The organism is Cellulomonas sp. Root137, from assembly GCF_001426725.1.
Classification (GTDB): domain Bacteria; phylum Actinomycetota; class Actinomycetes; order Actinomycetales; family Cellulomonadaceae; genus Cellulomonas.
Window position 1 is genome coordinate 394,533 of sequence record NZ_LMFG01000002.1, and the last position, 24,258, is coordinate 418,790.

24 protein-coding genes are annotated in these 24,258 nt (G+C 72.7%); 16 read left to right on the plus strand and 8 right to left on the minus strand.

Features of this window, described 5'->3' with window-relative positions; all coding sequences use genetic code 11:
• Positions 1 to 56 precede the first annotated feature (56 nt).
• From ASD18_RS14295 to rbfA, 3 genes are all read left to right on the plus strand, one after another.
• Entirely contained in the window at positions 57 to 347 is a 291-nt protein-coding gene (locus ASD18_RS14295) for a YlxR family protein (RefSeq protein ID WP_056093188.1), read from the plus strand.
• A gap of 148 nt (positions 348 to 495) precedes the next feature.
• Positions 496 to 3,363 (plus strand): translation initiation factor IF-2, encoded by a 2,868-nt coding sequence (gene infB, locus ASD18_RS14300; protein WP_056093191.1) that lies wholly within the window; start codon positions 496 to 498, stop codon positions 3,361 to 3,363.
• An 81-nt stretch (positions 3,364 to 3,444) separates the two neighbouring features.
• Complete coding sequence (gene rbfA, locus ASD18_RS14305) at positions 3,445 to 3,882, plus strand: 30S ribosome-binding factor RbfA (RefSeq protein WP_056093194.1); 438 nt, start codon at positions 3,445 to 3,447, stop codon at positions 3,880 to 3,882.
• A gap of 53 nt (positions 3,883 to 3,935) precedes the next feature.
• Here the strand turns inward: rbfA and ASD18_RS14310 are convergent, their stop codons facing one another.
• Entirely contained in the window at positions 3,936 to 5,372 is a 1,437-nt protein-coding gene (locus tag ASD18_RS14310) for an MFS transporter (RefSeq protein WP_235522403.1), read from the minus strand.
• A gap of 73 nt (positions 5,373 to 5,445) precedes the next feature.
• On the opposite strand from ASD18_RS14310, the gene ASD18_RS14315 reads away from it, so the two are divergent.
• The 6 genes from ASD18_RS14315 to ASD18_RS14340 all read left to right on the plus strand — a co-directional run bounded on the left by ASD18_RS14315 (position 5,446) and on the right by ASD18_RS14340 (position 12,303).
• Complete coding sequence (locus ASD18_RS14315) at positions 5,446 to 6,039, plus strand: TetR/AcrR family transcriptional regulator (protein WP_235522404.1); 594 nt, start codon at positions 5,446 to 5,448, stop codon at positions 6,037 to 6,039.
• A complete protein-coding gene (gene truB / locus ASD18_RS14320; protein ID WP_056093198.1) occupies positions 6,036 to 6,989 on the plus strand; it encodes a tRNA pseudouridine(55) synthase TruB in 954 nt (317 codons plus the stop codon). Before ASD18_RS14315 ends, truB begins: the two co-directional genes overlap by 4 nt.
• A 91-nt stretch (positions 6,990 to 7,080) precedes the next feature.
• The gene (locus ASD18_RS14325) at positions 7,081 to 8,139 is read left to right on the plus strand and encodes a bifunctional riboflavin kinase/FAD synthetase (RefSeq protein ID WP_056093203.1); all 1,059 of its coding nucleotides are present in this window, start codon (positions 7,081 to 7,083) and stop codon (positions 8,137 to 8,139) included.
• 92 nt (positions 8,140 to 8,231) lie between these two features.
• Positions 8,232 to 8,501, plus strand: a complete 270-nt coding sequence (gene rpsO, locus ASD18_RS14330; protein ID WP_055922151.1) for a 30S ribosomal protein S15 — start codon at positions 8,232 to 8,234, stop codon at positions 8,499 to 8,501.
• A 221-nt stretch (positions 8,502 to 8,722) separates the two neighbouring features.
• A complete protein-coding gene (locus ASD18_RS14335) occupies positions 8,723 to 10,954 on the plus strand; it encodes a polyribonucleotide nucleotidyltransferase (protein ID WP_056093206.1) in 2,232 nt (743 codons plus the stop codon).
• Between the two features lie 2 nt (positions 10,955 to 10,956).
• Positions 10,957 to 12,303 carry a pitrilysin family protein gene (locus ASD18_RS14340; RefSeq protein WP_082574062.1) on the plus strand — a complete coding sequence of 449 codons (1,347 nt, stop codon included), beginning with the start codon at positions 10,957 to 10,959 and terminating at the stop codon, positions 12,301 to 12,303.
• Here the strand turns inward: ASD18_RS14340 and ASD18_RS14345 are convergent.
• Positions 12,259 to 13,140: a hypothetical protein gene (locus ASD18_RS14345; protein ID WP_056093211.1), complete on the minus strand. Its 882-nt coding sequence runs from the start codon at positions 13,138 to 13,140 to the stop codon at positions 12,259 to 12,261. The two genes, ASD18_RS14340 and ASD18_RS14345, sit on opposite strands and share 45 nt — an antisense overlap.
• Positions 13,141 to 13,229: 89 nt before the next feature.
• Between ASD18_RS14345 and ASD18_RS14350 the strand changes: the two genes are divergently transcribed.
• The 3 genes from ASD18_RS14350 to ASD18_RS14360 are packed head-to-tail and all read left to right on the plus strand — an operon-like array spanning position 13,230 to position 15,297.
• Positions 13,230 to 14,057, plus strand: a complete 828-nt coding sequence (locus tag ASD18_RS14350) for a hypothetical protein (RefSeq protein WP_056093216.1) — start codon at positions 13,230 to 13,232, stop codon at positions 14,055 to 14,057.
• 17 nt (positions 14,058 to 14,074) lie between these two features.
• Complete coding sequence (gene dapB, locus ASD18_RS14355; RefSeq protein WP_082574063.1) at positions 14,075 to 14,830, plus strand: 4-hydroxy-tetrahydrodipicolinate reductase; 756 nt, start codon at positions 14,075 to 14,077, stop codon at positions 14,828 to 14,830.
• Positions 14,831 to 14,832: 2 nt separating this feature from the next.
• The gene (locus tag ASD18_RS14360; RefSeq protein WP_056093219.1) at positions 14,833 to 15,297 is read left to right on the plus strand and encodes a hypothetical protein; all 465 of its coding nucleotides are present in this window, start codon (positions 14,833 to 14,835) and stop codon (positions 15,295 to 15,297) included.
• Here the strand turns inward: ASD18_RS14360 and ASD18_RS14365 are convergent.
• From ASD18_RS14365 to ASD18_RS14385, 5 genes are all read right to left on the minus strand, one after another.
• The gene (locus ASD18_RS14365) at positions 15,294 to 15,860 is read right to left on the minus strand and encodes a GNAT family N-acetyltransferase (protein WP_056093222.1); all 567 of its coding nucleotides are present in this window, start codon (positions 15,858 to 15,860) and stop codon (positions 15,294 to 15,296) included. The genes ASD18_RS14360 and ASD18_RS14365 overlap by 4 nt on opposite strands.
• Positions 15,860 to 16,489: a TIGR00645 family protein gene (locus ASD18_RS14370; protein WP_156388019.1), complete on the minus strand. Its 630-nt coding sequence runs from the start codon at positions 16,487 to 16,489 to the stop codon at positions 15,860 to 15,862. The genes ASD18_RS14365 and ASD18_RS14370 overlap by 1 nt, the downstream gene beginning before the upstream one ends.
• 101 nt (positions 16,490 to 16,590) lie before the next feature.
• Positions 16,591 to 16,911, minus strand: coding sequence for an AzlD domain-containing protein (locus ASD18_RS14375; RefSeq protein WP_056093227.1), 321 nt, complete (start codon positions 16,909 to 16,911; stop codon positions 16,591 to 16,593).
• Positions 16,908 to 17,600 (minus strand): AzlC family ABC transporter permease, encoded by a 693-nt coding sequence (locus ASD18_RS14380; RefSeq protein ID WP_082574106.1) that lies wholly within the window; start codon positions 17,598 to 17,600, stop codon positions 16,908 to 16,910. Before ASD18_RS14380 ends, ASD18_RS14375 begins: the two co-directional genes overlap by 4 nt.
• 29 nt (positions 17,601 to 17,629) lie before the next feature.
• Positions 17,630 to 19,102, minus strand: a complete 1,473-nt coding sequence (locus ASD18_RS14385) for an NAD-dependent succinate-semialdehyde dehydrogenase (RefSeq protein WP_056093233.1) — start codon at positions 19,100 to 19,102, stop codon at positions 17,630 to 17,632.
• A gap of 70 nt (positions 19,103 to 19,172) precedes the next feature.
• Here ASD18_RS14385 and ASD18_RS14390 point away from each other — a divergent pair, with 70 nt between their 5' ends.
• The 4 genes from ASD18_RS14390 to ASD18_RS14405 are packed head-to-tail and all read left to right on the plus strand — an operon-like array spanning position 19,173 to position 23,158.
• Complete coding sequence (locus tag ASD18_RS14390) at positions 19,173 to 19,982, plus strand: thymidylate synthase (RefSeq protein ID WP_056093724.1); 810 nt, start codon at positions 19,173 to 19,175, stop codon at positions 19,980 to 19,982.
• On the plus strand, positions 19,979 to 20,479 hold the full coding sequence (locus tag ASD18_RS14395; RefSeq protein WP_056093236.1) for a dihydrofolate reductase: 501 nt from the start codon (positions 19,979 to 19,981) through the stop codon (positions 20,477 to 20,479). Before ASD18_RS14390 ends, ASD18_RS14395 begins: the two co-directional genes overlap by 4 nt.
• A 50-nt stretch (positions 20,480 to 20,529) precedes the next feature.
• Positions 20,530 to 21,456, plus strand: coding sequence for a 4-hydroxy-tetrahydrodipicolinate synthase (gene dapA, locus ASD18_RS14400; RefSeq protein WP_056093239.1), 927 nt, complete (start codon positions 20,530 to 20,532; stop codon positions 21,454 to 21,456).
• 16 nt (positions 21,457 to 21,472) lie between these two features.
• The gene (locus ASD18_RS14405; RefSeq protein ID WP_056093242.1) at positions 21,473 to 23,158 is read left to right on the plus strand and encodes a ribonuclease J; all 1,686 of its coding nucleotides are present in this window, start codon (positions 21,473 to 21,475) and stop codon (positions 23,156 to 23,158) included.
• A 64-nt stretch (positions 23,159 to 23,222) separates the two neighbouring features.
• On the opposite strand, the gene ASD18_RS14410 is transcribed toward ASD18_RS14405, so the two are convergent.
• A complete protein-coding gene (locus ASD18_RS14410; RefSeq protein WP_082574065.1) occupies positions 23,223 to 24,146 on the minus strand; it encodes a DMT family transporter in 924 nt (307 codons plus the stop codon).
• Positions 24,147 to 24,258 lie beyond the last annotated feature (112 nt).

Here is a 24,258-nt window from a genome sequence, read left to right on the forward strand (position 1 = left end):
TCCGGCTCCTCCCGTCGAGCCGGCGGACCCCACTGACACCGAAAGATGTCTCTGGCATGGGTCCGGTGCGCACGTGCGTGGGGTGCCGAGCCACCGGCCCGAGGTCAGCCCTGCTGAGGGTGGTCGTCAGTTCTGAGAGTGCAGGCCAGGATTCTGCTGTGCTTCTTCTGGACGTGGGCCGCCGGATGCCGGGCAGGGGGGCATGGCTGCACCCCGATCCTGGATGTCTCGAGAAGGCCGAACGCCGGCGTGCGTTCGGGCGCGCCCTGCGAGTTGCGGGGCAGCCCGACGTGAGCGCGGTCCACCGCCACCTCGAGGAGCACCAGGAGCAGGACGTCGTCGGGTAGTTCCCGGCGGCGAGGCCGATCGTCGATACGGAAAGCGGGTTGGAAGCCGATGGCTGCCCGATGAGCACGCACCGATGAGTACCCAGCGATGAGTACCCAGCACTAACGACGGTCCGACCCTGTCCGGGCGGACCGAGACAGGAGAGATGTGGCCAAGGTCCGCGTCTACGAGCTCGCCAAAGAGCTCGGGGTCGACAGCAAGACCATCATGACCAAGCTGAACGAGTTCGGTGAATTCGTCCGCTCGGCATCCTCGACCATCGAACCGCCGGTCGTCCGCAAGCTGCGGGACACCTACCCGGTCGGTGGCGGAGGTTCCGCCCCCGCAGCAGCACCCGCCCCGAAGGCCCCGGCACGCCCGGCGCCCGCCCCGGCCGCCGCTGCGCCCACAGCACCCGCACCCGCTGCACCGGTCGAGGCCCCGCGCCCCGCCGCAGCGGCCCCCGCCGCCCCCCCGGCGGCACCCGCTCCGGCTCCGGCGACCCCGGCACCGGCTGCCCCTGCTCCCGCGCGTCCGGCTCCGGCCGCTGCGCAGGCTCCCGCCGCGTCGGCTCCGGCCAGCCCGGCAGTGCGTCCCGGACCGCGTCAGGCCCCGCCTGCCGCACGCCCGGGCAACAACCCCTTCGCGCCGTCCCAGGGCATGCCCCGTCAGGGCGAGCGCCCCGGTGGTGGCGGCCCGCGTCCGCCGCGTCCGGGCAACAACCCGTTCGCGCCCTCGCAGGGCATGCCGCGTCCGGGCGACCGTGACCGGCGTCCCGCCGCCGAGGGTGCTCCGGCCGCCTCGGCCGGCGAGCGTCCGGGCGGTCCCCGTCCCGGCGGTCCCCGTCCGGGCGGTCCGCGCCCCAACCCCGGCATGATGCCGGGCCGCACGTCGAGCGGCGTCGGTCGTCCCGGCGAGCGTCCGGCAGGCCCCGGTGGCCGTGGCGGACCCGGCGGTGCCGGTGGCGGTGCCCGCGGCGGCTACGCGGGTCGTCCCGGTGGCGGCGGCGGTGCGCCCGGTGGCGCTCCCGGTGGCGGCGGCGGATTCGCCGGTCGTCCCGGTGGCGGCGGCGGTCGTCCCGGCGGTGCCGGTCGCGGCAGCACGCAGGGTGCCTTCGGTCGTGCGGGCGGTCGTCCCGTCCGTGGCCGCAAGTCGAAGCGTGCGAAGCGTCAAGAGTTCGAGCAGATGCAGGCCCCCTCGCTGGGTGGCGTGCAGGTTCCTCGCGGCAACGGCAAGACCGTCGTCCGCCTGCGCCACGGCTCGTCGCTGAACGACTTCGCCGACAAGATCGACGCCAACCCGGCCGCGCTGGTCACCGTGCTGTTCCACCTCGGTGAGATGGCCACGGCGACGCAGTCGCTGGACGAGGACACGTTCGGCACGCTGGCCGAGGAGCTCGGCTACATCATCGAGATGGTGTCGGCCGAGGAGGAGGACCGCGAGCTGCTCGGGGCCTTCGACATCGACCTGGACGCCGAGCTCGAGGCCGAGGGCGACGACGACCTGACGGCGCGTCCGCCGGTCGTCACTGTCATGGGTCACGTCGACCACGGAAAGACCAAGCTTCTCGACGCCATCCGTCAGACGGACGTCGTCGCGGGCGAGGCCGGCGGGATCACCCAGCACATCGGTGCCTACCAGGTGCACACCACCCACGAGGGCATCGACCGTGCGGTCACGTTCATCGACACCCCGGGCCACGAGGCGTTCACCGCCATGCGTGCCCGTGGTGCGCAGGTGACCGACATCGCGATCCTCGTGGTCGCAGCCGACGACGGCGTGATGCCGCAGACCATCGAGGCGCTCAACCACGCCCAGGCGGCCGGCGTCCCGATCGTGGTCGCGGTCAACAAGGTGGACAAGGAGGGGGCCAACCCCGACAAGATCCGCCAGCAGCTCACCGAGTACAACCTGGTGGCCGAGGAGTACGGCGGCGACACGATGTTCGTCGACGTCTCCGCGAAGCAGAACGTCGGCATCGACCAGCTGCTCGAGGCGGTCCTCCTCACGGCGGACGCGGCCCTCGACCTGCGGGCCAACGCCGACAAGGACGCTCGTGGCGTCGCCATCGAGGCGAACCTCGACAAGGGCCGCGGTGCCGTCGCGACGGTGCTCGTGCAGTCCGGAACGCTGAACGTCGGCGACTCGATCGTCGCCGGTACGGCGTACGGCCGTGTCCGCGCGATGTTCGACGAGCACGGTGAGCCGGTCCTCGTGGCCGGTCCGTCGCGCCCCGTCCAGGTGCTCGGCCTGACCTCGGTGCCCCGCGCCGGCGACACGTTCATCGTGGCTCCGGACGACCGCACCGCACGTCAGATCGGCGAGAAGCGCGAGGCGGCCGAGCGTGCCGCCCTCCTGGCCAAGCGTCGCAAGCGCATCAGCCTCGAGGACTTCACGCAGGCGCTCCAGCAGGGCAAGGTCGAGACCCTCAACCTGGTCCTCAAGGGCGATGTCTCCGGTGCCGTCGAGGCGCTCGAGGACGCCCTGCTCAAGATCGACGTGGGCGAGGAGGTCGAGCTGCGCGTCATCCACCGTGGGGTGGGTGCTATCACGCAGAACGACGTCAACCTGGCCACCGTCGACTCGGCGATCATCATCGGCTTCAACGTCAAGTACGCGGAGCGCGTCGAGGAGCTGGCGGACCGCGAGGGCGTCGACGTGCGCTTCTACTCGGTCATCTACCAGGCGATCGACGACGTCGAGGCGGCCCTCAAGGGCATGCTCAAGCCGGAGTACGAGGAGGTGCAGCTCGGTTCCGCCGAGGTGCGCGAGGTCTTCCGGTCGTCGAAGTTCGGCAACATCGCCGGCTCCATCGTCCGGTCGGGCCTCATCCGACGGAACACGAAGGCGCGCGTCACACGTGGCGGCAAGGTCGTCGGCGACAACCTGACGATCGAGTCGCTCAAGCGGTTCAAGGACGACGCCACGGAGGTCCGCGAGGGCTTCGAGTGCGGTATCGGCCTCGGCTCGTTCAACGACGTCGAGATCGGCGACACCATCGAGACCTGGGAGATGCGCGAGAAGCCTCGCGCCTGACCCAGTGATCAACGCCCGCAGGGCGGGCGAGGAATCCTCCTCGCCCGCCCTGCGGTCTCTCACCCCGAAAGGAACGGCCCGATGGCGGACACCGCCCGCGCCCGCAAGCTCTCCGAGCGCATCCAGCAGGTCGTCGCGCAGATGCTCGACACCCGGATCAAGGACCCTCGGCTGGGCTTCGTCACGGTCACCGACGTGCGCGTCACCGGTGACCTGCAGCACGCCGACGTCTTCTACACGGTGCTGGGCGACGACGCCGCGCGCACCGACACCGCCGCCGCGCTGGAGAGCGCGAAGGGCATCATCCGGTCCGAGGTGGGCAAGCAGACCGGCATCCGGCTGACGCCGTCGCTCGACTTCCACCTCGACGCGCTGCCGGACACGTCCGCGCAGCTCGACGCGGCGCTGCTCGAGGCCGCTCGACGCGACCGCGAGGTCGCCGCGCTGGCCGCGCAGGCGAGCTTCGCCGGGGACGCGGACCCGTACAAGAAGGCGGACGACGACGAGTCGGACGACTGACGCACGCATGACGGCGCCCCCGAGGAGATCTCCTCGGGGGCGCCGTCGTGTCGTCAGGCGGTGACGCGCCCGGTCTCCCGCGGCATCCACAGGAGCACCATGAGCGCGCCCAGGGCCGTGACCGCGGCCGCGACCAGGGCCGCCGGCTGCAGTCCCGCCACGTAGCCGTCCGGAGTGAGGGTCCCGTCGGCCGCGGTGAACACCGCCACCAGTGCCGCGACGCCCAGCGCCCCGCCGATCTCCCGGATCGTGGCGTTCACCGAGCTCGCGGTGCCGTGGTCGTCCGGCGCCATGTCGAAGAGGACGGCCGTGGCGCTCGGCGCGAAGGTCAGTCCCATGCCGATCCCGGCCAGGGCGAGCCCGGGCACCAGGTCGGCGTAGACGAGCCCGTCGGTGCCGACGATCAGACCCTGCCAGGCCAGTCCGGCCGCCTGGAGGGCGAGGCCCGCGGTGAGCAGCGGACGCACCCCGATCCGGGGAGCCAGCATGCCGGCGATCGGTGCGAAGATCATGGGCGCTGCCGTCCACGGCAGCGTCCGGATGCCCGCCTCCAGCGGCGTGAAGCCCATCCCGATCTGCAGGTACTGCGCGAGCAGGAAGACCAGCCCGAACACCCCGAACGAGAAGGCCAGAGCGCTGCCGTTGGCCACGGCGAAGGACCGGACGCGGAACAGGCGCAGCGGCACGAGAGGGTGATCCGTGCGGGACTCGCGCACCAGGAACGCGCCGAGGAGCAGGACGCCGAGGGCAAGCCCGCCGACCACGCGGGTGGAGCCCCAGCCGTCGTCGTTGCCGCGCACGATCGACCAGACCAGCGCGAGGATGCCGGAACCGGCAAGGGCGAGGCCGGCCAGGTCGAGCGGCTGGCGCCGGCCGCGCGACTCGGGCAGGGCCCAGAGCACGAGCGGGATGGCCACCACGGCGACCGGGACGTTGATCCAGAAGATCGCCTCCCACGAGATGCCGTCCACGACCGCGCCGCCGATCACCGGGCCGAGCGCGACACCGAGGCCGGACGTGGCGCCCCAGATCCCGATCGCCATGGCGCGGCGGGAGGCGGGCACGGCGGCGGCGAGCAGGGTGAGGGACAGCGGCATGATCGCCGCTGCGCCGGCGCCCTGCACCGCGCGGGCGGCGATGAGCATCTCGGCGCTCGTGGACAGGGCGGACGCGATCGAGGCGAGGGCGAACACCACGATCCCGGCGACGAACACGCGGCGACGGCCCCATCGGTCGCCGAGCGTGGACGCCGCGATCATCAGGGTCGCGAAGCTGAGCGTGTAGGCGTTCACCATCCACTGCAGCTGCTCGAGCGAGGCCGAGAGCTCGGTGCGCAGGACGGGGAGCGCGGTCGTCATGACCAGGTTGTCGAGCGTGGCCATGAACATCGGGACGGAGGCCGCGATCAGGGCGATCGCGGTGCCCCGGCGGCGCCCGGAGGAGGGCGGCGCGACGGGTACCTGTGGGGGTGCCGGCATCGTGACGGTCACGGGAGCTCCTTGTTGGCATTGATTGATTACTAACAAGAGGAGACCGTAGGCATCGGCTGATAACATGTCAACCATGTCTCTCGACCAGATCGCGGAGCTGGCAGCGAAGAAGCCGACCCAGCGCATGTCCGGTGCCCAGCGACGCGAGGAGATCCTCGTCGCCGCGCGCACGGTGTTCGCCGAGCGCGGCTACGCCGCGAGCACCGACGAGGTGGCGCGCGCGGCAGGCGTGTCGCAGCCCTACGTCGTACGGCTGTTCGGCACCAAGCGCGAGCTGTTCCTCGAGGCCTACAAGGTCGCCAGCGCGCAGATCGTCGAGGCCCTGACAGCCGTCCCCGCGGGGCCCGACGCCGCCATGCGGATGGGCGACGCCTACATCGGCCTGCTCGCGGACCGCGACCTGCTGCGGATGGTCATGCACGGCTTCATCGCCGGTGCGGACGAGGAGGTCGGGCGCGTGGCGCGCCACACGCTCGGGGAGGCGTTCCGGCTGTTCCAGGAGCGTTCGGGCGAGGACGAGCAGGCTGCCCGACTCTTCGTCGCACAGGGCATGCTCATCAACGTGCTGCTCGCCGTCGACGCACCGGCCCACGCCGGCGAGGACGCCGGGCTGGACGCCCTGGTGCAGTGCGTCCAGGACGACATCGCCGACCGGCGCACCGCGTGACGCGCGGCACGGCCGACCGACAGCCACGCGAGAGACGGCCCACCGCCGCGGACGGCGTCGTCGTCGTCGACAAGCCCGCCGACTGGACCAGCCACGACGTCGTCGCCCGCATGCGCCGCCTGGCGAGCACCCGCAAGGTCGGCCACGCCGGGACCCTGGACCCCATGGCGACGGGCGTGCTGGTCATCGGCATCGGTCGGGCGACCCGGCTGCTCACGTACATCGTGGGCGCGGACAAGGAGTACACGGCGACCGTCCGGCTCGGGGTGTCGACCACGACGGACGACGCCGAGGGGGAGACGCTCGCGGTCGTCGACGCCTCCCACCTCACCGCCGCAGACGTCGAGACGGCCGTCGGCGGGCTGACGGGGACGATCCAGCAGGTGCCCAGCGCGGTCTCCGCGATCAAGATCGACGGCCAGCGGGCCTACGCCCGGGTCCGCGCGGGCGAGGACGTCGAGCTCGCCGCGCGCCCGGTGACCGTGAGCCGGTTCGACGTGCACGAGGTGCGGCCGGCACGGACGGACGACGGCTCCCCGGTGCTCGACGTCGACGTCACGGTGGTGGTCTCGTCCGGCACCTACGTCCGCGCGCTCGCCCGCGACCTCGGAGCGACGCTCGGGGTCGGCGGGCACCTCACGGCACTGCGCCGGACCCGTGTCGGCGGCTACGGCCTCGACGTCGCCCGGTCGCTGGACGACCTCGGCGCACTGCCGATGGATGTGCCGATCGACGTCGTCTCCCTGGCGGACTCCGCGCGGGCGACGTTCCCGGTCCGCGAGCTGACGGCCGACGAGGCGAGAGCCCTGTCCTACGGCCAGTCGATCGACCTCGCCGAGCCTCAGCCCGCGGAGACGGTGGCGGGCATCGCGCCGGGCGGGGAGCTGGTCGCCCTGCTCGAGGAGCGCGGCGGCAAGGTGCGTCCGGCGCTGGTGTTCGCACCCGCCTGACCGCACGGTGGCGGGCACGGGGTGGCGGGGATGGCAGGCTTGTCCGTCGGGCCCCGGTCTCGGGACGGGGGACGGACGACGAGGAGCAGGTGTGCAGGTCTGGAGGGAGCTGTCCGAGGTGCCCGCGGACTTCGGTCCGTCGGTGGTCACGATCGGCAACTTCGACGGTGTCCACCGGGGGCACGTGAGCGTGCTGCGCCGGATGTGCGCCGACGCGCGCACCGCGGGGGCCCAGGCCGTCGCGGTGACGTTCAGTCCGCACCCGCAGCAGGTGCACCGGCCCGACACCGCGCCGCCGCTGCTCACCGGTGACGCGGACCGCCTCGAGCTGCTGGAGCAGACCGGGCTCGACGCGGTCCTCCTGCTCGAGTACACGCTCGAGTTCGCCCGGCAGACGCCCGAGGAGTTCGTGCGGCGCTACCTCGTGGAGATCCTGCACGCGCAGACGGTGGTCGTCGGGCGGGACGTGCGCTTCGGCCGGGACAACTCCGGCGACCTGTCGACGATGGTCGAGCTCGGGCGCCAGCACGGGTTCGACGTCGAGGTGATCGAGGACGTGACGCCCGCCGAGTCGGCGGACCCGGGCAGCCCCGAGGACCGGGCGGCGGACCCGCTGCGGCGTCGCTGGTCGTCGACCTGGGTGCGTGAGCTGCTCGACGCGGGCGACGTGGTCCAGGCCGCTCGCGTGCTGGGCCGGCCGCACCGCGTGCGCGGGGTCGTCGTGCACGGCGACGCGCGCGGCCGAGACCTGGGCTTCCCGACCGCGAACCTGAGCCAGGACGCCGAGGGCATGGTGCCCGCCGACGGCGTCTACGCGGGCTGGCTGCGCCGCGTGCTCGGCGCGGACGGCGCCGTCGTGGACGCCGCGGACCCGGATCGCGTGCTCCCGGCAGCCGTGTCCATCGGCACCAACCCCACGTTCGACGGCGTCCAGCGCCGCGTCGAGGCGTACGTGCTCGACCGCACCGACCTCGACCTCTACGACGAGGTCGTGGTGCTCGAGCTGGTCGAACGGCTCCGGCCGACGCTGCGGTTCGACTCGATCGACGAGCTGCTCGTGCAGATGGCGGACGACGTCACCCGGGTGCGCGCGATCCTCGACGGGGCCGGCGTCACGCCGCCCGATGCGGGGAGCGCGCCCGCAGCCTGATAGTCTGTGTGCGCCGTACGAACGGCCGCGGAACGAGAGAGCCCGGGTGGACATGCCCCGGCGCACCGCGCAACGAGACAACCTGGAGAACCGTGCCGCTCGAAAGTGCCGTCAAGCAGTCCATCATGACCGAACACGCCACCCACGAGGGTGACACCGGTTCCCCCGAGGTCCAGATCGCGATGCTCACGCAGCGCATCAAGGACCTCACGGAGCACCTCAAGACCCACAAGCACGACCACCACAGCCGCCGCGGCCTGCTGCTGCTCGTCGGCAAGCGTCGTCGCCTGCTGGGTTACCTCCAGAAGGTCGACATCAACCGCTACCGCAGCCTCATCGAGAAGCTCGGCCTGCGCCGATAACGCCTCGCACCAGCCCGGACCCGCTGATGGGTCCGGGCTGGTGTGTCGTCACGGCACGCTGCCCCACGGCACGACCAGTACGACCAGCACCACACACCGCGTCGGTCCGCTCGGTCCGGTCCTCGGTAGTGGCTTCCGGAAGCTCTTCACGGCGCGTCCGGTGGCCTCGATCGAAGATCGCTCGCGGACGGCCGGCGCCTTCTAGAAAGAGGAGGGCACCCATGGAGGGTCCCGAGATCCAGTTCGCTGAGGCACTGATCGACAACGGTCGCTTCGGCACCCGCACCGTCCGCTTCGAGACCGGCCGCATCGCCAAGCAGGCCGCCGGTGCCGCTGTCGCCTACCTCGACGGCGAGACCACGCTGCTCGCCGCCACCACGGCCGGCAAGCACCCGAAGGAGCAGTTCGACTTCTTCCCCCTGACGATCGACGTCGAGGAGCGGTCGTACGCGGCCGGCAAGATCCCCGGCTCGTTCTTCCGCCGCGAGGGCCGCCCCAGCACCGAGGCCATCCTCGCGTGCCGCCTGATCGACCGCCCGCTGCGCCCCCTGTTCGTCAAGGGCCTGCGCAACGAGGTCCAGGTCGTCATCACCGTCCTGTCGATCCACCCGGACGACTCGTACGACACGCTCGCCATCAACGCCGCGTCCATCTCGACGCAGCTGTCGGGCCTGCCGTTCTCCGGCCCCGTCGCCGGTGTGCGCGTCGCCCTCGTCGAGGGCCAGTGGGTCGCGTTCCCGCGGTACTCCGAGCGCGAGCGCGCGACGTTCGACATGGTCGTCGCCGGCCGCGTCGTGGGTGACGACGTCGCGATCGCCATGATCGAGGCCGAGGCGCCCGAGAAGTCCTGGAACATCATCAAGTTCGAGGGTGGCACCGCCCCCACGGAGGAGATCGTGTCGCAGGGCATCGAGGCGGCGAAGCCCTTCATCAAGGTGCTCGTCCAGGCCCAGCAGGAGCTGGCGTCGAAGGCCGCCAAGGAGACCCAGGCGTTCCCGACGTTCCCGGACTACCAGGACGACGCCTACGCGGCCGTCGAGTCTGCCTCGACGCAGTCGCTGAGCGACGCGCTGGGCATCGCGGACAAGCAGAACCGCGAGAACCGCCTCGACGAGATCAAGGCCGAGGTCGTCGCGCAGCTCTCCGAGCAGTTCGAGGGTCGCGAGAAGGAGCTCTCCGCCGCGTACCGCTCGGTGCAGAAGAAGCTCATCCGCCAGCGCATCCTCACGGACGGCTTCCGCATCGACGGCCGTGGCCTGCGGGACATCCGCACGCTCTCGGCCGAGGTCGAGGTGCTGCCCCGCGTGCACGGCTCGGCGATCTTCGAGCGCGGCGAGACCCAGATCCTGGGCGTCACCACGCTGAACATGCTGCGGATGGAGCAGCAGCTCGACACGCTCTCCCCGGAGACGCGCAAGCGCTACATGCACAACTACAACTTCCCGCCCTACTCCACGGGCGAGACGGGTCGCGTCGGTTCGCCGAAGCGTCGCGAGATCGGTCACGGGGCGCTCGCCGAGCGCGCGCTCATGCCGGTCCTGCCCAGCCGCGAGGAGTTCCCGTACGCCATCCGCCAGGTCTCCGAGGCGCTGAGCTCCAACGGTTCCACGTCCATGGGCTCGGTCTGCGCGTCCACCCTGTCGCTGCTCAACGCCGGTGTGCCGCTGCGCGCGCCGGTCGCCGGCATCGCGATGGGCCTCGTCTCCGACACGGTGAACGGTGAGACGCGCTACGCGGCGCTCACGGACATCCTCGGTGCCGAGGACGCGTTCGGTGACATGGACTTCAAGGTCGCCGGTACCCGCGAGTTCGTCACGGCCATCCAGCTCGACACCAAGCTCGAGGGCATCCCCGCCTCGGTGCTGGCCGGCGCGCTGACGCAGGCCAAGGAGGCTCGCCTGGCGATCCTCGACGTCATCGCCGAGGCGATCGACGTGCCCGACGAGATGAGCCCGTTCGCTCCTCGCGTCATCACGGTGAAGGTCCCCGTCGACAAGATCGGCGAGGTCATCGGGCCGAAGGGCAAGATGATCAACCAGATCCAGGAGGAGACCGGCGCCGACATCTCCATCGAGGACGACGGCACGGTCTACATCGGCGCCACCGACGGTCCGTCGGCGGAGGCCGCGCGTGCGGCGATCAACGCGATCGCCAACCCGCACATGCCCGAGATCGGTGAGCGCTTCGTCGGCACGGTCGTCAAGACCACGACGTTCGGCGCGTTCATCTCGCTCTCGCCGGGCAAGGACGGTCTGCTGCACATCTCGCAGATCCGCAAGCTCGTCGGTGGTCGTCGCGTCGAGAACGTCGAGGACGTCCTGGCCGTGGGCCAGAAGGTCCAGGTCGAGATCGGCGAGATCGACCCGCGCGGCAAGCTGTCGCTGCACGCCGTCATCGAGGGTGAGGAGTCCGAGGCTCCGGCCGAGGGCGCGTCCGAGCCGGTCGACGCCTGACGATGCCGCTGGACCTCCCGCTCGTCCGCCCGGGTCAGCCCGGGGCCGAGCAGTCCGTCGGGCAGGACGGCGACGCCATCGTGCGTCGTTCCGTCCTGCCCGGCGGGGTCCGCGTGCTCACCGAGCACATGCCGGGCCTGCGTTCGGCGACCGTGGGCGCGTGGGTGGGGGTCGGCTCGCGCGACGAGTCCGACGGCCACCACGGCTCGACGCACTTCCTCGAGCACCTGCTGTTCAAGGGCACCGCGCGCCGCACCGCGATGGACATCGCGGAGGCGTTCGACGCCGTCGGTGGTGAGGCCAACGCCGCCACCGGCAAGGAGCACACCTGCTACTACGCGCGGGTGCTCGACACGGACCTCCCGATGGCGGTCGACGTCATCGCGGACATGGTCACCTCCGCGCGCCTCGACACCGACGAGCTCGAGACCGAGCGCGGCGTGATCCTCGAAGAGCTCGCGATGAACGACGACGACCCCAGCGACGTCGTCCACGAGCAGTTCGCCGCCGCGGTGCTGGGCGCCCACGCGCTCGGTCGGCCCATCGGCGGCACCCCCGACACCATCCGCGCCGTCCCGCGCGCCGCGGTGTGGGAGCACTACCGCGAGCACTACCGCCCCTCGACGCTGGTCGTCACGGCCGCCGGGGGAGTCGACCACGACGTGCTGTGCGCGCAGGTCAGCGAGGCGCTCACCACCGGCGGCTGGGCGCTCGACGCCGGTGCCGAGCCGCGCAGCCGGCGCATCCCCACCGACGTCGCGGTGCAGGCCGGCCAGGACGGCATCCCCGCGCAGGGCGTCGAGCTGACGATCCGGCGGCAGACCGAGCAGGCGAACGTCATCATCGGCGGCACCTCGCTCACGGCGACGGACCCGAAGCGGTTCACCCTGTCGGTGCTCAACGCGGTCCTCGGCGGCGGCATGTCGTCGCGGCTGTTCCAGGAGATCCGCGAGCGCCGCGGACTGGCCTACTCCACGTACTCCTTCGCCTCCGGTCACGCCGACACCGGTGTCTTCGGCCTCTACGCCGGCTGCACGCCGGGCAAGGTCGACGAGGTCGTCGCCCTCATGGTCGCGGAGTGGGAGCGGATGGCGGACGCGCCGATCACGCAGGCCGAGCTGGAGCGGTCCATGGGGCAGCTCTCCGGCGGGCTGGTGCTCGGCATGGAGGACTCGGGCTCGCGCATGAGCAGGCTCGGCAAGTCCGAGCTGGTGCACGGGTCGCTGCTGAGCATCGACGAGTCGCTCGACCTGATCCGCTCGGTGACCGTCCAGGACGTGCAGGAGCTGGCCGCCGAGCTGGCGTCACGTCCGCGCTCGGTCGTCCGCGTCGGCCCCTTCGGCGACTGACCCCGGCGCGCTCGCCGGGACCGGCCTGCGCGGAGCGGTGAGCCACTCGATCCCGCGCGCCGTCGGCACGAGGGCGAGCGCGCACCCGACGGCGAAGAACGGCAGGTAGGCCGCCGGTCGCCACAGCAGCGACAGCCCCGTCAGGAGCAGCAGCCCGAGCAGCACCGCGACCGTGCTCGTGCGCCCGCCGCCCGACGCTGCCAGCGCGGCGAGGGCGACGAGCACGAAGGGCAGCCCCGACACGACGAGGGCGTCACCCACCCCGAAAGCCGAGGCCGTGAGCGCGACCGCCGCGAAGGCGAGGCTGACGAGGGGGATGGCGACGAGCGCGCCGGCCTCGAGCAGCGGGGCCGTGGCCGGTGCCGACGAGGGCCGGGCGCCGCGTCGTGCGAGCCAGCAGGTCACCAGCAGCGCCACGCTGACGACGACGGGACCGGACACGCCCCACCACCACGACCGCGCGAACGTCAGGAGGCCTCCGTCCAGCAGACCGACGGGACCTGCCCAGACGAGACCGGGACCGCCGAGGAGCGACGAGGTGAGCGACGCGGCGACGAGGACGAGGCCGACACCGAGCGGGACGTGCACGGCCCGTGACCCCGTGGACGCGAGCCGGCGCGTCGCCGCCCACACGAGCACCAGCCACCCGACGATCTCCAGCGGCCAGCGGGACGCGTACCACCAGAGCTCGCCGGTCCTCGTGGGACGCTGCCCCCAGGCGGCGGCGAGATCGGCCTCCCAGTCGCGCACGGCGAGCAGCCCGAACGCGGAGACGGTGAGCACGACCAGCGCAGCCCAGCAGGCCTGAGCCAGGGCGTGGGGAGGTGGGCGGGTCACGAGAGTCTCATCGGCGCCTGCGGGTACCGGGATGAGACGAGGGCGATGGAGTTCCTCCCGGAGGCGTGCCACGCGCGCGATGATGGGGCATGGCCCCCGACCAGGTCGTCTACCACCGGTACCCGCCTCCGCCGAGCGCGCACGGGATCGTCGAGCACCTCTGGGTGGTGCGCCTGGCCGAGGGCGCCGTGGAGCGCGAGGTGCTGCTGCCGGACGGGCACGGGCTCGTCACGGTGGCGGTCGGCACGCCGGGCGAGCACATCGACCCGCACACGCTCGCCCGGACGCCCGACGGGAGCGGCGTCCGCGGGCTCGCCGACCGGGCGTTCGTCCGCGAGCAGGTCGGCCCCGCCGTCCGGCTCGGTGCCCAGCTGGACCCGGTCGCGCTCGCGCGGATGGGGGTGCGCGCACCGGCCCACGATCCCGTGTCCGTGTCCTCCGTGCTGGGTGCGCGGGTGGAGGAGGAGTGCGTCGCCGCGCTCGAGCAGGGGCGGGACGCCGACGCCGCTGCTCTGCTGGGCGCGGCGGTGGCGGCCCACGCCGTCGTCCCCCTCGTCGGCTCGCCGCTCGACGCGATCGCGCCGGTGCTGCGCAGCGTGATCGCCCAGCGCGGCCTCGTCCGGGCGTCGGACCTCGCGCGGGAGGCCGATCTCGCGGTCGGGGTCCTCTACCGGGAGGTGGAGCAGACGCTCGGCATCACCCCGGAGGCGTTCCTCGCCGCGGTCCGGTTCTCGGCCTTCGTACGGGACGCGGTCGGCCCCGGCCCGGTGCGACCGGGCGACGTGCTCGCGGTCCTGCGGTGGTACCTGCGCGCCGGCTACCCGCCGCGAGAGGTCGAGCGGTTCACGGGGCTGACGCACGTGGAGCTGCGACGCCTGGAGGAAGGGATCGCCGCGGCACTCGGCGTCGCCGCCTGACGTTAGGGTTTCTCCTCGTGAGCGAGCGCATCAGGGTGGCCGTGCTGGGTGCGGCGGGACGCATGGGAGCGACCGTCGTCCGGGCCGTCGAGGACGCCCCCGACCTCGACCTCGTCGCCACCGTCGACGCCGACGGGGACCTGTCCGCCGTGGTCGACGCGGGCGCGCAGGTCGCCGTCGACTTCACGGTCCCTGCCGTCACGGAGGGCAACGTGCACGCGCTCGTCGACGCCGGGGTGCACCTGGTCGTCGGCACCACCGGGTGGGACGACGAGTCGCTCTCGCGCGTGCGGGACCACCTGGCCGACCGCCCGGGCGTCGGCGTGCTGGTGGCCCCGAACTTCGCGCTCGGCGCCGTCCTGGCCATGGCGTTCGCGGCGAAGGCCGCGCGCTGGTTCGAGTCCGCCGAGGTGATCGAGCTGCACCACCCGGACAAGGTCGACGCACCCTCGGGCACCGCGCGGCACACCGCCTCGGCGATCGCGGCGGCACGCGCGGCCGCCGGTCTCGGACCCGTGCCGGACGCCACCACCCAGGCGCTCGAGGGGGCGCGAGGCGCGGACGTCGACGGCGTCCGGGTGCACGCCGTGCGGCTCCGGGGGCTGGTCGCGCACGAGGAGATCCTGCTGGGCAACGCCGGCGAGCAGCTGACCATCCGGCACGACTCGTTCGACCGGGTGAGCTTCATGCCCGGTGTCCTGCTGGCAGTCCGCCAGGTGGGCTCGCGGCCGGGGCTCACCGTCGGGCTCGACCACCTGCTCGACCTGGCCTGATCGTGGCAGCGCGCTCGAGTCGACTCCGCTGGGCGTCCCTCGCCGGTGCCCTGGCCCTCACCGGCCTGCTGGGCCTGTACGTGTGGCTGGTCGCCACCCGGGCGACGGCCCTGATCCAGACCGGGGAGCCGGTCGGGATCGGCCTGGGGATCGCGTTCTGGATCCTGCCGCCGCTGGTGATCTGGCTGGTGGCCCGGGAGTGGCGGCTGGCCATCGACGTCCAGCGGATGGCCGACGAGCTCGCCGCGGCCGACGAGCTGCCGATCGACGACCTGCCGCGCTCACCGGGCGGACGCATCGACCGCGCGGCCGCACGCGAGGCGTTCGAGCCGGCCCGCGAGCTCGCCGAGGCCGAGCCGGACGACTGGCGCTCCTGGTACCACCTGGCGTTCGCGTACGACGCGGCGGGGGACCGGCGCCGCGCGCGCGAGTCGCTGCGCACGGCCAGCCGGCTGCACCGGGGCTAGATCGAGGCCGACCAGCGGTGCTCGGTCACCGTGCGGGTGGAGCCGTCGGGCATCCGCCCGGAGACGAGCTCGCGCGCGACGTCATCAGGTCCGAGGCCGGCCGACGACAGGAACCGGGCGCGAGCCTCGTCACCGTCGAGCACCCAGGTGTGCACCTGGTCAGCGCCGTCCTCGCGGAGCGTGTCGACCGCCGCGGCGAGCAGTCGCGAGCCGTGCCCCACGCGCTGGTGCGCGGGCTCGACCTCGAGCGCGAGGATGGCGCCGCCCGGGGCGTCGAGCGGGCTGCCCTCGGGAGCAGGGACCGGTGCCACCGACACGACGCCCACCACGGTCGGTCCGTCGCACGCGACCAGCACGCGGTAGCCCGCGCCGGGCGGGGCGGTGACCGCGGACGCCCACTGCGCCTCGATCGCCGACGTGTCGAGCTGGTCGAGCGCGCCCTGGCCCAGGACCTCGGCGTGCGACAGCTGCCACGCCTCGACCTGGAGGTGCGCGATCGCGTGCTCGTCCCCCCGGACCGCGGGGCGGACCGAGACGTCGGCGTTCTCGCTGAACAGGGGCATCAGAGCACGCTCACCGGGTCGTGTCGGTCGTCGCTGACCTTGGGCGGGTTCGGGACGGGCCCTCGAACGCTGCTGTCGACCACGGGCACCGCCTTGGGCGGGTGCTTGGCCGAGACCTTGTCGATCCAGGCGAGCGCCACGGCGGACACGATGAACGCGAGGTGGATGGCGGTCTGCCACAGGAGCACGGAGCTGCCGTGCGGCTCCGTCAGGATGCTCTCCGCACGGATGAAGCTGGCCAGCAGGTGGATCGACGAGATGCCGATGATCGACATCGCCAGCTTGGTCTTGAGCACGTTCGCGTTCACGTGCGAGAGCCACTCCGGCTGGTCCGGGTGGTCGTCCAGCTTGATCCGGGACACGAACGTCTCGTAGCCGCCGATGATCACCATGATCAGCAGGTTGGCGATCATCACGACATCGACCAGGCCCAGGACGGCGAGCATGATCGCCGCCTCGTCCATCCCGCCGTGGAAGAACACCTCCGAGAAGATGTGCCCGAGCTCGACCATGAACTGCCACACGTAGATGGCCTGCGCGACGATCAGCCCGAGGTAGAGGGGCACCTGCAGCCAGCGCGACAGGAAGATGAGCGAGCCGAGCGAGCTGCGCTGGGCGGGAGTGGCCACGGGGTCCTCCGAGACGGGTGCGTGCCGGGCGCGCGAACCGCTGCGCCGGCGGGGTGTTCGGACACCCAACGGTCAAGTGTCGCCGATCGTGCCCGCGAGTCTCACGGCATGCCCAGGGCTCGGAGCACGGCTGCGGTGATCGCCGCGAGCAGGACGACGACGATGAACGGCGCCCGCAGGGCCAGCGCGATCGCCGCGACGACGAGCGCGGGGAGGCGGGCGTCCAGCACGAGCTCGTTGCCCCGGGTGGCGGTCTGCACGGCGACGAGCGCGGACAGCAGAGCCACGGTGACCAGGGCGGCGGTGCGCGCGACGCGGGGCTCGGCGAGCCAGTGCTTGGGTGCCAGGTGGCCGGCCAGCTTGAGCGCGAACACGACGGCGCTGGCCGCCAGGAGCGCGATCCACGTCCCGACGGAGCTCATGCGACCGGCTCCGGCTGGCGCGCGACGAGGCCGGCGACGATGGCGACCACGGCGGCGAGCAGCACCGGGATGCCCGCCGGCACCAGGGGGGTGAGCCCCAGGGCGACGACGACCGCGCCCACCGCCACGGTCTGCGCCAGCCCGGACCCGGGGCCGGTGACGCGCGGCCACACCAGGCCGAGGAACGCCGCGGCGGCAGCCGCGTCGAGGCCGTACCGCGCCGGGTCGCCCATCCGGTCGCCCGCGACGGCGCCGACGAGCGTGAACACGTTCCAGAGCACGAACACCCCGACACCGGTCCACCAGAAGCCGAGCTGGGCGGCGTGGGGCGCCTTGTGCGCGGTCGCCACGGCGGTCGACTCGTCGATGGTCAGCTGCGCGGCGAGCGGGCGGCGCCAGCCCCGGGCGTCGATGAGCGGCGCCACCTGCGGCCCGTAGAGCCCGTTGCGCACCCCGAGCAGCCCGGCGGTCGCGATGGCCGCCCCGGCGAGCCCGCCCGCCCCGACGACGCCGATGAACGCGAACTGCGAGCCGCCCGAGAACATGAGCAGGCTGAGGGCCATGGCCTGCGGCACGGACAGCCCGGCGGCGACGGCCAGGGCGCCGAACGAGACCCCGTACAGGCCGGTGGCCAGCGCGACCGAGACGGCCTGCCGGACGGCTGCCCGTCCCTCGTCGTCCCGTGTCACGCGGGCCACTGTGACACAGGCGCCCCCGATTAGATCGCCACGTACACGCTGTCGAGATACTCCTCGAGCCCCGCCTCGCCGCCCTCGCGGCCCAGCCCGGAGGACTTCACGCCGCCGAAGGGTGCGCTCGCGTCCGACACGAGCCCGCGGTTCACGCCCAGCATCCCGGTCTCGACGGACTCCGCCAGCCGCATGACCCGCGCGATGTCCCGTGTGTAGGCGTAGGCCACCAGCCCGAACGGCGTGGAGTTGGCCAGCGCGACCCCCTCCTCCTCCGAGCCGAACGTGACCACGGGGGCGACCGGGCCGAAGGTCTCCTCGGTGATCACGCGCAGGTCGGCGGACACGCGGTCGAGGACGGTCGGCGCGTAGAAGTAGCCGCGCCGGTGCGGCCGGTCACCGCCGATGCGGATGCGCGCCCCGGCGTCGACCGCCTCGGCGACGACCTCCTCGACCCGGTCGACGGCGGAGGCCTCGATCAGCGGACCGACCGTGGTGCCCTCGTCGGCACCGTGCCCGACGACGAGCTTGTCGAACGCCTCGGTGAGCCCCGCGGTGAACTCCTCGGCGACGGACGCGTGCACGAGGAACCGGTTGGCGGCGACGCAGGTCTGCCCGGCGTTGCGCATCTTCGCCTGCACGGCGCCCTGCACCGCGGCGGGGATGTCCGCGTCCTCGAACACCAGGAACGGCGCGTTGCCGCCGAGCTCCATCGACGTGCGCAGGATGTTGTCCGCCGACGCCTTGAGCAGCGCGGCGCCGACCTCCGTCGACCCGGTGAACGACAGCTTGCGCAGCCGCGGGTCCGCCAGCAGGGGGCCGGAGATGGTCCGGGCCGACGCCGACGGCACGACGTTGATCACGCCCGTCGGCAGTCCGCGGCCCTCCAGCTCCTCGCGGATGATCTCGGCGACGTACGCGGTGGTGAGCGGGGTCAGCTGGGCCGGCTTGATGACGACCGTGCAGCCGGCCGCCAGCGCGGGGGCCACCTTGCGCGCGATCATCGCGATCGGGAAGTTCCACGGCGTGATCAGCAGGGCGGGGCCGACCGGGCGCCGCAGGACGAGCTGGTGGTTCGCGCCGGACGGGGCGCGCCGGGCGAGACCGTCGAAGCGGACGGCCTGCTCGGAGTACCACCGGACGTAGTCGGCGCCGTACGCGACCTCCGCGCGGGACTCGGCCAGCGGCTTGCCGCCCTCGGCCGTCACCAGCGCGGCGATGTCCTCGGTGCGCGCGGTGAGCGTCTCGTAGACCGCCCGCAGCAGCTCCGCCCGCACCCGGGGAGCGGTCGCGCGCCACTCGGGGAACGCGCCGTCGGCCGCGGTCAGGGCGTCGAGCGCGTCCTGCTCGCCACCGTCGGCCACGTCGAACAGCGTCTCGGTGGTGGCGGGGTCGGCGACCTCGAACGTCCGGCCGGTGCTCGCGGGGCGCCACGCCCCGTCGATCAGGATCCCGGTGGGGACGTGGGCGGCGACGGTGGGGGGCAGCGACGGCGGCGTCATACCGAGGAGTATCGCGTCCACGCCGCGCTCGCGCACGGATCTCGGTCCGCCCGCGACCTACGATGACGCCATGACGGACGCGCCTGTGCCTTCCCCGTACGAGGACCTCCTGCGGCTCGTGCTCGAGACCGGCACCCCCAAGGCGGACCGCACGGGCACCGGGACCCGCAGCGTGTTCGGTCACCAGATGCGGTTCGACCTGTCGGCCGGGTTCCCCCTGGTCACGACGAAGCGCGTGCACCTGCGCTCGATCGTCCACGAGCTGCTCTGGTTCCTGCGCGGCGAGTCCAACGTGGCCTACCTGCGCGAGAACAACGTGACCATCTGGGACGAGTGGGCGGGCCCGGACGGCGAGCTGGGACCCGTGTACGGCGTGCAGTGGCGGAGCTGGCCGACGCCCGACGGCGGCCACGTCGACCAGATCACCCAGCTGCTGGAGAACCTGCGCCGCGACCCCGACTCGCGCCGGCACATCGTCTCCGCCTGGAACGTCGCGGACATCCCCTCGATGGCGCTCGCGCCGTGCCACGCGTTCTTCCAGTTCTACGTCGCCGACGGCCGGCTCTCCTGCCAGCTGTACCAACGGTCCGCCGACCTGTTCCTCGGGGTCCCGTTCAACATCGCGTCGTACGCGCTGCTCACGCACATGGTCGCCCAGCAGGTCGGGCTCCAGGTCGGCGACTTCGTGTGGACGGGCGGTGACTGCCACATCTACGACAACCACGTGGACCAGGTCCGCGAGCAGCTGAGCCGGACCCCGTACCCCGCGCCGCGGCTCGAGCTGCGCCAGGCCGACTCGCTGTTCGACTACACGTTCGACGACGTGCAGGTGGTCGACTACCAGTACCACCCGGCCATCAAGGCCCCGGTGGCCGTGTGAGCCTGTCGCTCATCTGGGCGCAGACTCCGACCGGCGTCATCGGCCGCGACGGCACCCTGCCCTGGCACGTGCCGGAGGACATGGCGCACTTCCGCGAGCTCACCCGCGGGCATCCCGTGCTCATGGGTCGCGCCACGTGGGCCTCGCTGCCGCCGCGCTTCCGCCCGCTGCCCGGTCGCGACAACATCGTCCTGTCGCGCACCCCGGGGTTCGAGCCGGCCGGCGCGATGGTCGTGCGCGGGATCGACGAGGCGCTGCGGCTGGTGGGCAACCGCGACGCGTGGGTCATCGGCGGGGGAGAGATCTACGCAGCGCTCCTGCCGCGAGCCCAGCGCGTCGAGGTCACGGTCGTGTCCCTCGACGTCGGCGGGGACACCCGTGCGCCGGCGCTCGACCCGTCCACGTGGCGGCGCGCCGGCGTGGACCCCGACCGCGGCTGGCACGTGTCGACCGCCGGCGGCACGCGGTACCGCTTCGAGACGTACCTGCGCGCCTGAGGCGCGGACCCGCACGACGGCGGGCAGGCGTGGGGCGGTACCGTGGCCCCATGCCGCGCACCTCCACGCCCACGCGCCCGTTCGGGTCCGTGCTCACCGCGATGGTCACGCCGATGACGGCGGACGGCGCGGTCGACCTCGGCCGGGCAGTGCAGCTGGCGACGCACCTGGTGGAGCACGGCAACGACGGGCTCGTGCTCAACGGCACCACGGGCGAGGCGTCCACGACGCACGCACCCGAGAAGGCGGAGCTGGTCCAGGCCGTCGTCGAGGCCGTCGGCCGGGACGCGTGGATCATCGCCGGCGCGGGGTCCAACGACACCGCGCACGCGGTGCGGATGGCCGAGCAGGCGGCGGAGGCGGGTGCCCACGGGCTGCTCGTCGTGAGTCCCTACTACTCGCGCCCCTCGCAGGAGGGTGTGCGCCGGCACGTCGAGTCCGTCGCGGACGCGACCGACCTGCCCGTGATGCTCTACGACGTCCCCGGCCGCACGGGTGTGCGGTTCGCGCCCGCCACCATCGAGGCGCTCGCCGGCCACGACCGCGTCGTGGCCATGAAGGACGCCGGGGGCGACTCCTACGCCGCCGCCAAGGCCATCGCCGCCACGGGGCTGGGCTGGTACTCGGGCGACGACAGCGCGCTGCTGTCCCTGCTGGCGCACGGCGCCGCGGGCATCGTCAGCGTCTCCGGGCACGTCGTCGGTCCGCAGCTGGCCGGCATCGTCGCCGCCTTCGACGCCGGCGACCACGCCGAGGCCCTCCGCATCTTCCGATCGATCATCCCCGCGATCGACGCACTCAACGGCGCCGGCTTCCAGGCCGTCGCCGCGAAGGCCGCGCTCCAGGTGCTGGGCGTCCTGCCCGAGCGCTCGGTGCGCCTTCCGCTCGTCCCCGCGTCCGACGACGAGCTCGCGCTGATCCGCGACGGCCTGCGGGCCGCCGGGCTGCTCGGTTTGACGTCGGCTGACCGCATCTGATCCCACCAGGAGCCCCATGAGTCACCCGCATCCCGAGCTCACCCTGCCCCCGGCTCTCGCCGCCGGCGCCCTGCGCGTCGTCGCACTGGGCGGGCTCGGAGAGGTCGGCCGCAACATGGCCGTCCTCGAGCACGACGGCCGCCTGCTCGTCATCGACTGCGGCGTCCTGTTCCCCGAGGACCACCAGCCCGGCGTCGACCTGATCCTGCCCGACTTCGAGTACATCAAGGACCGCCTGGACGACATCGAGGCGATCATCCTCACGCACGGCCACGAGGACCACATCGGCGCGGTCCCGTACCTGCTGCGGCTCCGCAAGAACATCCCGCTCGTCGGTTCCAAGCTCACGCTGGCGTTCATCGACGCCAAGCTCAAGGAGCACCGCATCCAGCCGGTCCTGCGCGAGGTCCGCGAGGGGCAGACGGCGACGTTCGGCGGCTTCGAGTGCGAGTTCATCGCCGTGAACCACTCGATCCCCGACGCGCTCGCGGTCGCGGTGCACACCGGCGCCGGCACGGTCCTGCACACCGGTGACTTCAAGATGGACCAGCTGCCGCTCGACGGCCGGATCACCGACCTGCGGGCATTCGCGCGCCTCGGCGAGAAGGGGGTCGACCTGTTCATGGTCGACTCCACCAACGCCGAGGTGCCCGGGTTCGTCGCGCAGGAGCGCGGGATCGGGCCCGTGCTCGACCAGGTGTTCGCCGACTCGACCAAGCGGATCATCGTCGCGTCGTTCGCGTCCCACGTGCACCGCGTCCAGCAGGTGCTCGACGCGGCGTACACGCACAACCGCCGGGTGGCGCTGGTCGGCCGCTCGATGGTGCGCAACATGGGCATCGCCGCCGACCTGGGCTACCTCAAGGTGCCCGAGGGCGTGCTGATCGACCAGAAGCAGGTCGACACGCTGCGGGACGACGAGATCGTGCTCATGTGCACCGGGTCGCAGGGCGAGCCCATGGCTGCGCTGTCCCGGATCGCCAACAACGACCACAAGGTCTCGGTCGGCCCCGGCGACACCGTGATCATGGCGTCCTCGCTGATCCCCGGGAACGAGAACGCCGTCTTCCGCGTGATCAACGGCCTGACCCGCCTCGGCGCGCGCGTCGTGCACTCCGGCAACGCCAAGGTGCACGTCTCCGGGCACGCCAGCGCCGGCGAGCTCCTGTACTGCTACAACATCCTCAAGCCGCGCAACGTCATGCCCGTGCACGGCGAGATCCGGCACCTCGTGGCCAACGCGGCGCTCGCGGTGCAGACCGGCATCCCCGCCGACCGCGTGGTGCTCGCCGAGGACGGCGTGGTGGTCGACCTGGTCGACGGGCGTGCCCGGATCGTCGGCGCCGTGCCCTGCGGGTACGTGTACGTCGACGGGTCGAGCGTCGGGGAGATCACGGAGGTCGAGCTCAAGGACCGCCGGATCCTCGGGGACGAGGGGTTCATCTCGATCTTCGCGGTGGTCAGCTCCGCCGACGGCAAGGTGCTGGCCGGCCCGCAGATCCACGCTCGCGGGTTCGCCGAGCAGGACGCCGTGTTCGACGACATCCTCCCGGAGCTGACCGCGGCCCTCGAGGAGTCGGCGCGCAACGGGAACTCCGACGCGCACGTGCTGCAGCAGGTCATGCGCCGGGTGGTCGGCCGCTGGGTGTCCAACCGCCTGCGCCGCCGCCCGATGATCATCCCGGTGGTCGTCGAGGCCTGACCGGCCCGATCCGCGCGGCCCCGTCCTGCTCGCCAGGGCGGGGCCGTCGTCGTCGGCGCTCGGCTCAGGTCGGCGTGACGCGGGTGACCTCGTCGGCGGTGACGTTCTCGTCGGGGGGCGGCAGGACGTCCGGCTCGCGGGGCCGCCGCGAGGCTGCGGCGGAGCCGAGGAGGATCAGCGCGGTCGCGCCGAGCACCCCGGCGGTGATCGCCTCGTCGAGCACGAGGGCGCCGAGCGCGACGGCGACGACGGGGTTCAGGTACGCGACGAGGGTGGACCGGGCCGCGCCCACCTCGACGATGAGCCGGAAGAACAGGACGAACGCGAGGGCGGTGCACAGGGCGCCGAGTCCGACGAGTGCGAGCACCGCGTCGACGGGCGGCCAGGGGTGCGGTCCGGTCAGGAGCACCACCGGGGCGTACGCCAGCGCGGTGAGCCCGAGGCAGGTGGCCGTCAGGGGGATCGCGGGGACGTCGCGCAGCGCACGGTCGGCGATGATCGGCGCGGTGGCGTAGCCGAGCGCCGCCAGGAGCACCTGGGTGACCGCCCACGGATCACCCCCGGCAGCTCCCGGTCCGAGCAGCAGGGCCACACCGCCGAGGCCGACGAGCAGGCCGATCCAGCGGATCAGCGCCACGGGACGCCGGTCGCCGACCAGTCGTCCCAGCACCACCGCGGCGATCGGCACGGTTGCGACGAGCAGCCCCGTGGTCGAGCTCGACAGGGTGCGCTCGGCGTTGGACAGCAGGATCCACGGCAGGACGATCTCCAGCACCGCGAAGCCGAGGACGGCACGCCAGCGCCCGCGCAGCACCCGCAGCCCGCCACCGCGCACCGCGAAGGGCAGGAGCAGCAGGGCACCCAGCGCCGTGCGCACGAACACCACCATGACCGGCGTGACGTCCGTGACGGCGATCTTGATGAGCAGGTACGGGATGCCCCAGATGACGCCGACGGCGACCAGGAGGAGCCAGCCGCGGCGGCTCACGTGGGCACCGCGCAGGACCAGGAACGCATGGTGCCACCGTAGGACGGACCCCTGACACGCGGGCGTGAGGTCACCCGGCCAGCGGGACCTGGCGCGTGCTCGGGGGAGGAGA